This is a genomic window from Stenotrophomonas sp. STEN022 (assembly GCF_056760155.1).
Map to the genome: position 1 here is coordinate 18,031 of NZ_JBRREG010000060.1, position 11,847 is coordinate 29,877.

Below are 11,847 nucleotides of genomic sequence, written 5' to 3' on the forward strand. Positions count from 1 at the left end.
TTAAGCGTTAGCAGCAGAAGCAGAACAGCCCCTTCCCTTGCGCGAAGCGTAGGGGAGAGTTGGGGAGGGGTAGCTTTTGATCTTGCTTCTGACTTGAAGCAAACAACCCGAGCAACAGCCAGAACAAAAGCTCCCCCGCCCCGACCCTCCCCTTGCCTCCGGCAAAGGGAGGGGGCAATGCATCGCACAAATTGCGAATCATTCTCATTAGTGCTCTAATCGTCGTCCTTCAATAATCCCGATCCCCGTGTCCGCAGACCGCAGCACCGCCAGCACCGTGCAACAACAGGCCAGCCGTGGCTTTTGGTTGCGCACCTTGCACCAGTGGCACTGGATCAGCTCGGCAGTCTGCCTGATCGGCATGCTGTTGTTCTCCCTGACCGGCATCACCTTGAACCACGCGTCCAAGATCGAAGCCAAGCCACAGGTGCAGAACCTGCAGCTGGAATTGCCTGCTCCCGTGCTCAAGGCTTTGGGCGAGCGCGAAGACGGCAACGCACCGCTGCCAGCGCGCGTCGCCGACTGGCTGTCCAATCACCTGGAAGTGTCCATCGGCAGCCGCGAGGCCGAGTGGTCACCGGAAGAAATCTATCTGTCCATGCCCGGCCCCGGCAGTGATGCCTGGCTGAGCATCGACCGCGAAACCGGCGCGGTGGAGTTTGAAAAAACCCGTCGCGGCTGGGTCTCGTACTTCAATGACCTGCACAAGGGCCGCAATGCGGGCCCGGGCTGGGGCTGGTTCCTCGACGTGTTCGCGGTGGCCTGCCTGGTGTTCTGCATCACCGGCCTGTTCCTGTTGCACCTGCATGCGCGGCAGCGGCGCATGACCTGGCCGCTGGTTGGCCTGGGTTTGCTGATCCCGTTGCTGATCGCCCTGCTCCTCATCCATTGACCGTCTTTCTCTCCGGAGTCGCACCATGCGCGTCACCCTGACCATCGCCCTGAGTGGCCTGATCGCCACCGCTCCTGCCGCCTACGCCGCCAGCCTCGACGTCAACGTCGAAGTGCCCAAGCTCAACGTGGCCGAGTACCACCGCCCGTATGTCGCGGTGTGGATCGAAGGTGCCGACCAACAGGTCGCCGCCAACCTGTCGGTCTGGTACCAGCTCAAGGACACCGCCGAAGGCCATGGCACCAAGTGGCTGCCGGACCTGCGCCAGTGGTGGCGCAAGAGCGGCCGCACCCTGCAGGTGCCGGTCGATGGCGTCACCGGCCCGACCCGCCCGGTCGGCAAGCACCAGCTCAGCTTCAGCGACCGCCAGCCGCAGCTGCGCGCCCTGCCCGCCGGCCAGTACTCGCTGGTGGTGGAAGCCGCACGCGAAGTCGGCGGCCGCGAACTGGTCAAGATCCCCTTCACCTGGCCGGCCCGTGCCGCGCAGAACGGCCGTGCCCAGGGCACCTCCGAACTCGGCACCGTCACCCTCGCCGTCAAGCCCTGATCCCCATTACCAACGGAGCCAACCGATGAAGCGTTCCCTCCTGCTTGCTGCCACCATCGCCGCCGTACTGCCGTTCTCCGCCGCCGCCCACAAGGCCTGGCTGCAGCCGTCACAGACCGTGATTGCCGGTACCAACCCGTGGATCACCGTGGACGCGGCCGTGTCCAACGACCTGTTCTACTTCAACCACGTGCCGTTGCGTCTGGACAACCTGGTGATCACCGCACCGGACGGCAGCACCGTGCAGCCGCAGAATGCCGCCACCGGCAAGTACCGCAGCGTGTTCGACGTCGAACTGACCCAGCAGGGCACCTACCGCCTGGCCACCGTCAATGCCGGCCTGTCGGCCAACTGGCAGGAAGACGGCAAGCCCAAGCGCTGGCGCGGTAACGCCGCCACCTTTGCCACCGAAGTGCCGAAGGACGCCAAGGACCTGAAGGTCTCCGAGACCGCCGGCCGCATCGAGACCTTCGTCACCAACGGCAAGCCGAACGACACCGCGCTCAAGCCGACCGGCAAGGGAATGGAGCTGGTTGCGGTAGGCCACCCGAACGATCTGTTCGCCGGCGAGCAGGCCAAGTTCAAGCTGCTGGTCGATGGCAAGCCGCACGCTGGCCTGGAAGTCGAGATCACCCGTGGCGGCACCCGCTACCGCAACGCCCAGGAAGAGATCAAGGTCACCACCGACGCCAACGGCGAGTTCTCGGTGACCTGGCCGCAGGCTGGCATGTACTGGCTGGAAACCGGCACCGAGGACAACAAGACCTCGATCCCGCAAGCCAGCGTCCGCCGCCTGAGCTACGTAGGCACGCTGGAAGTGCTGCCGCAGTAAAGCTCAAAGCCCCTCTCCCTCCGGGAGAGGGGTTGGGGTGAGGGCAAAGCCGAAGCAGCATCAATGAAATTGGCTGCCGGCCAGAAAAGGCAAAAGCTTCCCCTCATCCGCCCCTTCGGGGCACCTTCTCCCGTAAACAGGAGAAGAAACACCTGCCCCAGCTGGCTTTTCTGATACCGATGTCCTCCAACTCCGACATCGCCGCCCTTGGCGGCCACACCATGGGCACCAGCTGGAGCGTCAAGCTGGTGGTTGCACGCAGCCGTGACCTGCATCCGCTGCATGCCGGCATCCAGGCCGAGCTCGACCGCGTGGTCGCGCAGATGAGCACCTGGGAAGCCGACTCGAACATCAGCCGCTACAACCGCGCCGCCGCCAACAGCTGGCATGTGCTGCCAGATGATTTCTGGACCGTGCTGAGTACCGCGCGCGACATCGCAGAACGCAGCGCTGGCGCCTTCGATCCCAGCATCGGGCCCTTGGTCGCCCTATGGGGCTTTGGTGCCGATGCCGGCGCACAGACGGTGCCCGATCCCGCGCGCCTGACCGAGGTTGCAGCAGGCTGCGGCTGGCACAAGCTGCAGTTGGATCCGCAGACACAGAGCGCCTTTCAACCCGGCGGTCTGCAGCTGGACCTGTCAGCCATCGCCAAGGGTTACGGCGTGGATCTGGTCAGCGCCTGGCTGCGCCGTATCGGCATCACCGCCGCGCTGGTCGAAGTCGGCGGCGAACTGCATGGCTACGGTTTGAAGCCCGACGGCCAGCCCTGGCGCGTGCTGGTTGAATCCGCACCGGAAGAAGACGCCGGCGCCGAGTATCCGCCACGCGTGCTGGCGCTCGATGATCTGGCGGTTGCCACCTCCGGCGACCGCTGGCACCAGTTCGAACGCGATGGCGTCTCCTACAGCCACACCCTGGACCCACGCAGCCACGCCCCGGTCAACCGCGCTGCCGCAGCCGTCACGGTCATTGCCCGCGACGCGATGCGCGCCGACGCCTGGGCCACCGCGCTCACGGTGATGGGCGTCGAAGAAGGTCTGGCCTTTGCCAATGACCACGACTTGGCTGCACGCTTCATCACCCGCGGCAGCAACGGTCTGATCGAAACCATGACCCCCATCTTCCAGCGTTACCTGGACGCCAGCACGCAATGAATTCCAACCGCTCCACGCGTGCACTGCTCGGAAATCTCGCCGTCGGCCTGGGCCTGCTGCTGATCGCCCTGCTGCTGCTGCGCCTGCATCTGGGCGAGAGCTGGTGGCCGGCCGCGCCATTGGCACCGCAGTGGTGGATGGCAGTGGCAGCGTTGGCGATCTATGCGGCGGCCTGCTTCGCACTCTGGTGGTGTACCCGCCAACGCGATGACGATGGCGGTGACAGCAAGGAACCGCCGATCCTGGTGGTCTGGTCCAGTCAGACCGGCTTTGCCCAACAATTGGCACAGCGCACCGCCGCGCTTCTGCGCGCTGCGGGCCACAAGACCCGGCTACGCGCCATCGACCAGGTCGATGCGGCCCTGCTGGCCAGCAGCCGCCAGGCCTTGTTCATCGCTGCCACCACCGGCGAAGGCGATCCGCCCGACCATGCACTCGCCTTCCTGAGCCGGGTAATGCCGCAGCCCTTGAAGCTTCCGCAGCTGCAATACGCCGTACTGGCGCTGGGCGACAAGACCTATGAGCACTACTGCGCATTCGGCCATCAACTCGATGAGTGGCTGCGCACGCACGGCGCACAGCCGCTGTTCGATACGGTGGAAGTGGACAACGCCGATGCCGATGCGTTGCGCCATTGGCAGCAGCTGCTGGGCCAACTTGGCGGCGAAGCAGCCAATGCAACCGACTGGAGTGCGCCAGCCTATCAATCCTGGTTGCTGCGCAGGCGCGAAGTACTCAACCCCGGCAGCATCGGCGGCAAGGTCTTCCACCTGCAGCTGCAGCCCGCGGATGGAAAGCTGCCGACCTGGCAGGCCGGTGATATTGCCGAGATCGGCCCACGCCAGTCTGCCGCTGCGGTGGTGCAGTGGCTGCAGGCAAACCGTTTCGATGCCGCCACCGTGCTGGCCGACGGCCGCACACTGGCAGATGTCCTGGCCCGCTCCTATCTGCCCGACGGCGCCGATAGCCGCGACGCCAATGCACTTGCCGCCAGCCTCAAGCCACTGCCGCACCGCGAATACTCGATTGCCTCGATGCCAGGCGAAGGCAGCCTGCAGCTGATGCTGCGCCGGCAGCTGCGCCCGGACGGCACACCCGGCCTGGCCAGTGGTTGGCTGTGTGACTACACACAGATCGGCGACAGCATTGATCTGCGCCTGCGCAGCAACAGCAATTTCCATCCGCCGCGCGGTGATGCCCCGCTGATCCTGATCGGCAACGGCACTGGCATCGCCGGCCTGCGTGCGCACCTACGCGCACGCATCGATGCCGGCGCGCGACGCAACTGGCTGCTGTTCGGCGAGCGCAATGCGGCCCACGATTTCCATTTCGGCAACGAGCTGCAGCAGTGGCAGCGCGAGGGTGGAATCGAACGACTGGACAGCGTTTTCAGCCGCGATGACGGCCAGTTCCACTACGTGCAGGACGCGCTGGCCGCGCATGGCGAGCTGCTACGGCAATGGCTGGACGACGGCGCCACCATCCTGGTCTGCGGCAGCCTGCAAGGCATGGCTCCGGCCGTGGACAAGGTGATCATCGACGTGATTGGTGCCGAAGCGCATCAGGCGTTGCGCATCGCAGGGCGCTATCGCCGCGACGTCTACTAGCTCTGCCCCCTCCCTTTTGCACGCAGTGCAAAGGGGAGGGTTGGGGAGGGGTAATGCTCCGTGCTGCTGGTTCTGTGGCTTCGCGGCTTACGCCGCTCCCACAACAGCCGGCACCGCAGGCGTCACCCGTATCGCCAACAACTCCCCGCCGCCGCTAAGCGTATAGCGCTGCCGTTCACCGGCAGCCAACCACGCGGTATCGCCCGCCGACATTGCCGGCAGCACACCACCTTCAAACTCGGCCTGCCCGGCCAATAGATGGATCGCCCACGCCGCCTGCGGCTCGGTGAAGAACAGCATGTTCCCGACCAAGGGCCGATGCAGCAGCTCGGCGTGCAGTGCCTCACGCCGCCACATCAGATTGAAGTCCTGGGTCACACCATCGACCAGCTCGCCCACCAGCTCTGCCTCACCAGCGAAGCGCAGGCGCTGATATGGCGGCAACAGGGTTTCGCAACGGCCATCGGCAAAGCGCAGGCGCAGGCCTTCGCCCTGCAGCAATACAAGCTCACGTTCGACACCGGGGAAGGCGGAGAAGGCCGCGTCCTGTTCGATCTCCGCGATCGACAAACGCAGCTGCCAATCACCCTGCTCCGGCAGACGCAGGATCTCGCGCGTCCAGCCCAGACCATTGCGCCAGCGCTCGCGCTGGTAGAGGGCGGAGGGGATGACGCGGGAAGGAGAGTTCAGTGTATGCATCTGGCAATGATGCCATCAGCGCGCGGGTGGCTGTTCCTTTTGTGGGAGCGGCGTCAGCCGCGAAGCCACAGATCCAACAGCGCAGAGCAACAACACCCCCTCCCCAGCCCTCCCCTTGCCTTCGGCAAATGGAGGGGCTCAAAGCAACCCCTCCCCAACCCTCCCCTTTGCTGCGCAAAAGGGAGGGGGCAGAAGCCTTGCTTACTTCGGCATCGCCAGGTTCTCTGCCGTCAGCGGCTTGCCCGCACGTGGGGTGGTCGCGATCACGGCATCGGCCGGCAATGCCGTGCCCTTGTCCAGACGCGCCTGCACCCGATCCAGCGCTTCGTACACGTACGGCAACAACGGCAGGTAACGCGAGCCGTAATCCGGCAGGCCGAGGAAACCATCGAAGTGCTGCACGTTCTGCACCTTCCAATAGCTCACCTCACGCCCTGCAGTCTTAGCCGCGGCGGCATACGGCGCGCTGCTGAAAGCCGGCGGAATCAGACCATCGTCAGCGCCATGCACCACCATCACCGGCAGGCCCTTGCGCGGCAAACCAGCATGCGTGGCCTGGATACCGGCCTGCACACGCTTGGCGTCTTCGCCCTGCCCGTCCCACAGTCCACGCAGGCACTTCAGGCCGGCATAGGTCAGGTCCGGCAAGGCGACCTTGCTGTCGAGCAGGCCAACACCTGCGCCCGGCGGAATGCCGCTGCCATCGGAGATCCACGCCGCACGTTCGACGGCGGTCGCGGCGCGCGGCGAGAAATCCGGGTTCTGTGCCGCAAAGTTGAAACCGCAGGGGTGCTCGCCCACGCCATAACGGCCGTAAGCCGAGGCATAGGTCGCGGCGATCGCACGCCACAGATCGTAGCCGGTGGACAACGCACCCGCGCGCAGCGATGCGTCGGTCCAGCCCTTGCTCAGCATCAGGTCGTAAGCCGATTTGGCCTGCGCAGCCGGAGTCGCGCCGCTGATAACACCTTCCGCCGCCAGCGTCGCGCAGCGCACTGCGGCACCGGCCTGCAGCGCAGCCGTCATTGGCGGCTGCGGCAGGTTGCTCATATGCAGCTGCGCGCACGGCATCAGCAGTGCCGCTTCGGTGCTGTAGTCGTACAGCGCACGTGCGCCCGGGCCGCTGGAATAGATGCTGGGCTCGCCGGCCACCACAGCGTCCAGCCAATCGCCCTCCAGCTCGGCCGCACGCAGAACCGCGCCGCCACCGTTGGAGATGCCGACGGCGATGATGCGGGTGTTCTCAAACGTGAAAGGTGCAGCCTGCGGATAGGCCTGCTCCAATGCCAGCAGCGCGAACTCGGCGGCCTGCTTTACGTGACGGCCCCAATCAGCCTCCGGATTGTCCTTGGAGTGCGCATGCTTGAAGGCCACGCCCGAGGCATTGATCGGCGCATCCGGCACGAAGGCCAGATCGCTTACATCGCCCAGTGCACCGACCGTGCCGTTGGCACGCACGCCGATCTGCGCGTTGAGGTCGTAGTAATCGCTACCGGCGCCCTTGTCGGTATAGACCACGGCACAGCCCTTGGGCAGGCCCCAGGCAGCGGCGACCGAGACGGCGCCATAGATCCCACGCGAGCCCGACGCCGGTGCTACCAGCACGCAGCGCTTGCCGGTATCGAAGTTGTCTGGAATCTGCGCCAGCACGCGGTGCGGCTGCTTGGCACCGGGCAGGCGCGCGAACGCCGAATACTCCCGGCCGGGCACGCTCTGCAGGCTGCCGAACAATTCGCCGTAGCCGCCGCCGGGAGCGAGGTCGGCAATACCGCGCCAGCTGCCCCACATCGCCCGCCGACGCAGCTCATCGACGGTCGGCGCACTGGCGTCGGCGAATGCCGGCGGCGCCACGCTGCGCAGGCCGGCCAGGCCGAGCCCGGCGGTAAGCAGGTCGTCACTGCCGCGGTGTTCGCTGCGGAGTTCGTTACTGAACATGGAAGGCTCCACGGACTTGGTTGCTGGGCCGCTGGCACAGGAGGCCAGGCTCAGTCCGACGAATAGGCCGCAGGCGGCGCGCAGTAGGGATTGGCTCATGGACGCACCCTAGCAGAGCCGCAGTACCCCTCTCATCGTACTTAAGTACCACACGCTTTTAGCGCCACGGCTGCTAGGTTTCCACCATCCCCCAAAGCAACAGATCGGAGTTCCCCATGGACCGCTTCCTGCAAGGCCGCACCGCACTGGTGACCGGCAGTACCTCCGGCATCGGCCTGGCCATCGCCCAGGCCTTGGCCAACGCCGGTGCGCGCGTGGCCATCAATGGCCTCGGCAGCGCCGAGCAGATCGAGGCGGCACTCAAGAGCGTCACCGATGCAGGCAGCGAGTCGCAGCACTTCGATGCCGACCTGCGCAAACCCGACCAGATCGCGCACATGCTTGAAGCCGTGCAGGCCTGGGGCAACATCGACATCCTGGTGAACTGCGCCGGCATCCAGCACGCCGCGCCGTTGGCAGAACAGCCGCCGCAGAAGTGGGATGACATCATCGCCATCAACCTCAGCGCCGCCTTCCACACCATGCAGCACGCACTCCCGGGCATGGCCGAGCGCGGCTACGGCCGGGTGGTCAATATCGCCTCGGTGCACGGCCTGGTTGCTTCCAAGAACAAAGCCCCCTATGTGGCCAGTAAGTTCGGCATCGTCGGCCTGAGCAAGGTGGCCGCGCTGGAATATGCCGCTGCCGGCAGCCGCGACAGCGGCGGCGTCACCGTCAACTGTGTGTGCCCGGGCTGGGTGGAAACCCCGCTGATCGAGCCGCAGATCCAGGGCCACCGCAATGGCGGCAGCCGTGATGACGGTGTGCGCGCCCTGCTGGAAGAAAAGCAGCCCAGCCTGCGCATGTCGCTGCCGGAAGACATCGGCGCGATGGTGGTGTGGCTGTGCCGCCGTGAGGCGCACAACCTGACCGGCGCGGCGATGCCGATGGATGGCGGCTGGACCGCACAGTAAGTCTGGAAATGCAGGAGGAAGCGGGCAATGGCTGAAATCCACGGCATACTGCCCCGGGTGCACGCTGCCGAGCAGCCGGCACCCGCTTCCTTCCTGCCAGTTAGCACCGCCATGCCCAGCCTGTTGATTGCCGATGACCACCCCCTGTTCCGTGCCGCCCTGCGGCAGGCTGCCAGCGAGGCGGTCAGCGATCTATCGGTGCGCGAGGCCGAATCACTGGAAGGCGTCTTGGCCGCACTGGATGCCGCGCCGGATACCGACCTGATCCTGCTCGACCTGCATATGCCGGGCAATCATGGTCTGGCCGGGCTGGCCGCGATCCGTGCCCAGCATCCTGGCGTGGCGGTGATCGTGGTCTCGGCCAATGACGACCCGCGCGTCGTACGGCGTGCGCTTGATCATGGCGCTGCAGGCTATCTGCCCAAAAGCTCCGGTTTGAACGAGCTGCGCGAGGCGATCCGCAGCGTGATGGCCTGCGAACAGTGGTTGCCGGCTTCGCTGCGCGCCTCGGTGTCGCGTGCACAGTCTTCCAGCCACGACAGCGAACTGGCAGCGCGGCTGGCAAGCCTGTCACCGCAGCAGTTCCGCGTATTGGCGCTGGTCGCCGAAGGCCTGCTCAACAAGCAGATCGCCGATCGCCTTGATGTGCAGGAACGCACGGTCAAGGCACATCTGTCCGCCATCTTTGAGCGGCTTGGCGTGCGCAACCGCACCCAGGCCAGCGTGGTGCTGCGCGAACTGGAATTGAGCGACCCGGCGCGGCAGGCGCTGTGATCAACGCTTTTGATTCTTGTGGGAGCGGTGTCAACCGCGAAGCTATCGAACTAACCGCCCGCGGCCGGATCAACCCCACGCATTCCTGATTGCAACTATTCCGACGTCGGAACCGATGTCAGCTTCGCGGCTTACGCCGCTCCCACATTGCTTCTGTTGGTCAGCTTGTGCAGCAACATGCCTGCCACCATCGCCGGCACGAACCACAACGCCTCCGGTGACAACACACCCAGGCCAACCAAGGCCGGCCCCGGGCAATAACCTGCCAAGCCCCAACCGATACCGAACAAAGCCGCACCGATCAGCAGCGGCCGATCAATGCTGCGCAGATCCGATATCTGGAAGCGTTCGGCAAACACCGGCGCCGGACGCCTCAACACAAAGCGGAACAACAGCATCGTCGTAGTTACCGCGCCGCCCAGCACAAACAGCAACGCCGGATTGAAGTCACCAAACACATCGAGAACGCCCCGGATGCGCTGTGGATCGGTCATGCCCGACATTGCCAGCCCCAGCCCGAACAGCGCACCGGAAACCAACGCAGCAAAGGTGATGCGTGACGTACTCATACCAAGTGCCTGATGATGTAAGTGGTCACTATCGCCGTCGCCATGAAGGTCAACACCGCGGCAAACGAACGCATCGAGAAGCGCCCCAGACCGCAGACACCGTGACCGCTGGTACAGCCGTTGCCCATGCGCGTCCCGAAACCCACCAACACGCCGGCCATCACCAGCAACAACGGCGAAAATCCCTGTCGCGGCGAATACGCACCCGGCACCAGCCACAGATACGCGGCGCCGGCGCCGATCAGGCCAACCAGGAAAGCCACACGCCAAGCCACCTCGCCGCTACGCGGCATCAGCACACCACCAAGAATGCCGCTGATACCGGCGATACGCCCGGTCAGCCACAGCAGCAAGGTGGCAGCGATACCAATCAGCACGCCACCGGCCAGCGCCATCATCCAGCTGTTCATTGCGGCTTTCCGATCTGATCCAAAGGCAAGCGTAGATAGCGCACACCATTGGCATCCGCCTCCGGCAGGCGACCACCGCGGATATTCACCTGCAACGCGGGCAGGATCAGTTTCGGCACCGGCAAGGTCGCATCCCGTTGCTCGCGCATCTGTACGAATGCCGCCTCGTCAGTGCCGCCCTTCAGATGCACGTTGTTCTGCCGTTGCTCATCGATCGTGGTCTGCGCCTGTGCCTCACGCCGGTTGCCCGGGTAGTCGTGGCACAGGCAGATGCGGGTATCGGCAGGCAACGACAGGATGCGCTGGATCGATGCGTACAGGCGATGCGCATCGCCACCGGGGAAATCACAGCGCGCAGTGCCGGTATCGCTGGCAAAAACCGTATCGCCGACGAACGCGGCATCACCGATCACGTAAGTCAGGCTGTCATCGGTATGTCCCGGTGTCGCAATCACCCGCGCACTCAAGGCGCCGACATTGAAGGTATCGCCATCGTCAAACAGCCGGTCGAACTGGCTGCCATCGGCAATGAACTCATCGCCCAGGCCAAACACCGTCTTGAAGTGCTGCTGCACCTGCACGATGCCGCGACCGATGGCCACCGGCGCCTGCAGCTGATCAGCAAGATAGCCGGCGGCACTGAGATGATCGGCGTGTGCATGGGTTTCCAGTATCCACGCCACCGTAAGCAGCTTGCCGCGCACGAACTCCAGCAGCGCATCGGCCGAAGCGGTGCTGATACGTGCACCGGCGGGCTCGTAATCCAGCACCGGATCGATGATGACGGCCATGCCGCCGACCTGGTCATAGGCCACGTAACTGAAGGTGCCGGTGTCCTTGTCGTAGAACGGTTCGACCAGGGTTGATGAAGGCTGCGGCTGGCTCATGGGGTGCCTCGCTTTTAATTTAGCTTTTTCTAAATTAGGCTAGTACCTTCCAAAGCACAAGCCCGAACCTCAACGCTCATGATGCGCGCTTCAGACATGGATATGGAGCAGATGCAGCGGCACGCCGAGCAGGCCGCGCAGCTGCTGAAGTCGCTGGCCCATCCGGCCCGCCTGCGCGTGCTGTGCCGTCTGGTGGAAGGTGAAGCCTCGGTGGGCGAATTGCAGGCGCAGGTTGGCCTGTCGATGTCTGCACTGTCACAGCACCTGGCGGTGATGCGTGAAGCGGCGCTGGTCAGTACCCGCCGCGAAGCACAGACCATCTACTACACGCTGGCTGACAGCCCGGCGCTGGGCGTGATGCAGGCATTGCATGCGGCGTATTGCGGGAATACCGAGATCCGGAGTTCCTGACCACCCAATTCGCCGGATTCCGTAGCCCGGGTAAGCGCAACGCCCCCCGGGCGCTATTGGGAAAACCCCCGGGGGCGGGGGCGTTCCCCGGCGGCCCCCAACCCCCCAAAAAACAGG

The 11,847-nt window shown here is 65.0% G+C and carries 13 protein-coding genes; 8 read left to right on the forward strand and 5 right to left on the reverse strand.

Annotation, left to right across the window (positions count from 1 at the left end):
- Window positions 1-247: 247 nt before the first annotated feature.
- The 5 genes from ACVOMF_RS13255 (at window position 248) to ACVOMF_RS13275 (ending at window position 5,032) form a co-directional block, all read left to right on the forward strand.
- Window positions 248-892, forward strand: a complete 645-nt coding sequence (locus tag ACVOMF_RS13255; RefSeq protein WP_481509722.1) for a PepSY-associated TM helix domain-containing protein — start codon at window positions 248-250, stop codon at window positions 890-892.
- A 25-nt stretch (window positions 893-917) separates the two neighbouring features.
- A complete protein-coding gene (locus tag ACVOMF_RS13260; RefSeq protein WP_313170411.1) occupies window positions 918-1,439 on the forward strand; it encodes a DUF2271 domain-containing protein in 522 nt (173 codons plus the stop codon).
- 25 nt (window positions 1,440-1,464) lie between these two features.
- Window positions 1,465-2,271 (forward strand): DUF4198 domain-containing protein, encoded by an 807-nt coding sequence (locus ACVOMF_RS13265; protein WP_481509723.1) that lies wholly within the window; start codon window positions 1,465-1,467, stop codon window positions 2,269-2,271.
- Between the two features lie 179 nt (window positions 2,272-2,450).
- Complete coding sequence (locus ACVOMF_RS13270; RefSeq protein ID WP_481509724.1) at window positions 2,451-3,425, forward strand: FAD:protein FMN transferase; 975 nt, start codon at window positions 2,451-2,453, stop codon at window positions 3,423-3,425.
- Complete coding sequence (locus ACVOMF_RS13275; protein WP_481509725.1) at window positions 3,422-5,032, forward strand: sulfite reductase subunit alpha; 1,611 nt, start codon at window positions 3,422-3,424, stop codon at window positions 5,030-5,032. The genes ACVOMF_RS13270 and ACVOMF_RS13275 overlap by 4 nt, the downstream gene beginning before the upstream one ends.
- Window positions 5,033-5,119: 87 nt before the next feature.
- Here ACVOMF_RS13275 and ACVOMF_RS13280 read toward each other — a convergent pair whose 3' ends face one another.
- Window positions 5,120-5,731 carry a HutD/Ves family protein gene (locus tag ACVOMF_RS13280; protein ID WP_481509726.1) on the reverse strand — a complete coding sequence of 204 codons (612 nt, stop codon included), beginning with the start codon at window positions 5,729-5,731 and terminating at the stop codon, window positions 5,120-5,122.
- Window positions 5,732-5,932: 201 nt separating this feature from the next.
- Window positions 5,933-7,765 carry a 3-hydroxybutyrate oligomer hydrolase family protein gene (locus ACVOMF_RS13285; protein ID WP_481509727.1) on the reverse strand — a complete coding sequence of 611 codons (1,833 nt, stop codon included), beginning with the start codon at window positions 7,763-7,765 and terminating at the stop codon, window positions 5,933-5,935.
- Window positions 7,766-7,881: 116 nt separating this feature from the next.
- Here ACVOMF_RS13285 and ACVOMF_RS13290 point away from each other — a divergent pair, with 116 nt between their 5' ends.
- Together ACVOMF_RS13290 and ACVOMF_RS13295 are read left to right on the forward strand one after the other, a co-directional pair.
- Complete coding sequence (locus ACVOMF_RS13290; RefSeq protein ID WP_481509728.1) at window positions 7,882-8,679, forward strand: 3-hydroxybutyrate dehydrogenase; 798 nt, start codon at window positions 7,882-7,884, stop codon at window positions 8,677-8,679.
- A gap of 111 nt (window positions 8,680-8,790) precedes the next feature.
- Window positions 8,791-9,453, forward strand: a complete 663-nt coding sequence (locus ACVOMF_RS13295; RefSeq protein ID WP_303749985.1) for a response regulator transcription factor — start codon at window positions 8,791-8,793, stop codon at window positions 9,451-9,453.
- Window positions 9,454-9,584: 131 nt separating this feature from the next.
- Here the strand turns inward: ACVOMF_RS13295 and ACVOMF_RS13300 are convergent, their stop codons facing one another.
- From ACVOMF_RS13300 to ACVOMF_RS13310, 3 genes are read right to left on the reverse strand one after another with little or no spacing between them, the layout of a single operon-like run.
- On the reverse strand, window positions 9,585-10,022 hold the full coding sequence (locus tag ACVOMF_RS13300; protein WP_481509729.1) for a DUF6691 family protein: 438 nt from the start codon (window positions 10,020-10,022) through the stop codon (window positions 9,585-9,587).
- Complete coding sequence (locus ACVOMF_RS13305) at window positions 10,019-10,432, reverse strand: YeeE/YedE family protein (RefSeq protein WP_481509730.1); 414 nt, start codon at window positions 10,430-10,432, stop codon at window positions 10,019-10,021. The genes ACVOMF_RS13300 and ACVOMF_RS13305 overlap by 4 nt, the downstream gene beginning before the upstream one ends.
- Window positions 10,429-11,319, reverse strand: a complete 891-nt coding sequence (locus ACVOMF_RS13310) for an MBL fold metallo-hydrolase (RefSeq protein WP_481509731.1) — start codon at window positions 11,317-11,319, stop codon at window positions 10,429-10,431. The genes ACVOMF_RS13305 and ACVOMF_RS13310 overlap by 4 nt, the downstream gene beginning before the upstream one ends.
- A gap of 81 nt (window positions 11,320-11,400) precedes the next feature.
- On the opposite strand from ACVOMF_RS13310, the gene ACVOMF_RS13315 reads away from it, so the two are divergent.
- On the forward strand, window positions 11,401-11,730 hold the full coding sequence (locus ACVOMF_RS13315) for an ArsR/SmtB family transcription factor (RefSeq protein ID WP_481509732.1): 330 nt from the start codon (window positions 11,401-11,403) through the stop codon (window positions 11,728-11,730).
- The last annotated feature ends 117 nt before the right edge of the window (window positions 11,731-11,847 follow it).

Bases quoted from the DNA above. Each gene is read 5' to 3' on its own strand.
- ACVOMF_RS13260 (WP_313170411.1), top strand. From the start codon at position 918: ATGCGCGTCACCCTGACCATCGCCCTGAGTGGCCTGATCGCCACCGCT.
- ACVOMF_RS13265 (WP_481509723.1), top strand. From the start codon at position 1,465: ATGAAGCGTTCCCTCCTGCTTGCTGCCACCATCGCCGCCGTACTGCCG.
- ACVOMF_RS13270 (WP_481509724.1), top strand. From the start codon at position 2,451: ATGTCCTCCAACTCCGACATCGCCGCCCTTGGCGGCCACACCATGGGC.
- ACVOMF_RS13275 (WP_481509725.1), top strand. From the start codon at position 3,422: ATGAATTCCAACCGCTCCACGCGTGCACTGCTCGGAAATCTCGCCGTC.
- ACVOMF_RS13280 (WP_481509726.1), bottom strand. From the start codon at position 5,731: ATGCATACACTGAACTCTCCTTCCCGCGTCATCCCCTCCGCCCTCTAC.
- ACVOMF_RS13285 (WP_481509727.1), bottom strand. From the start codon at position 7,765: ATGAGCCAATCCCTACTGCGCGCCGCCTGCGGCCTATTCGTCGGACTG.
- ACVOMF_RS13290 (WP_481509728.1), top strand. From the start codon at position 7,882: ATGGACCGCTTCCTGCAAGGCCGCACCGCACTGGTGACCGGCAGTACC.
- ACVOMF_RS13295 (WP_303749985.1), top strand. From the start codon at position 8,791: ATGCCCAGCCTGTTGATTGCCGATGACCACCCCCTGTTCCGTGCCGCC.
- ACVOMF_RS13300 (WP_481509729.1), bottom strand. From the start codon at position 10,022: ATGAGTACGTCACGCATCACCTTTGCTGCGTTGGTTTCCGGTGCGCTG.
- ACVOMF_RS13305 (WP_481509730.1), bottom strand. From the start codon at position 10,432: ATGAACAGCTGGATGATGGCGCTGGCCGGTGGCGTGCTGATTGGTATC.
- ACVOMF_RS13310 (WP_481509731.1), bottom strand. From the start codon at position 11,319: ATGAGCCAGCCGCAGCCTTCATCAACCCTGGTCGAACCGTTCTACGAC.
- ACVOMF_RS13315 (WP_481509732.1), top strand. From the start codon at position 11,401: ATGCGCGCTTCAGACATGGATATGGAGCAGATGCAGCGGCACGCCGAG.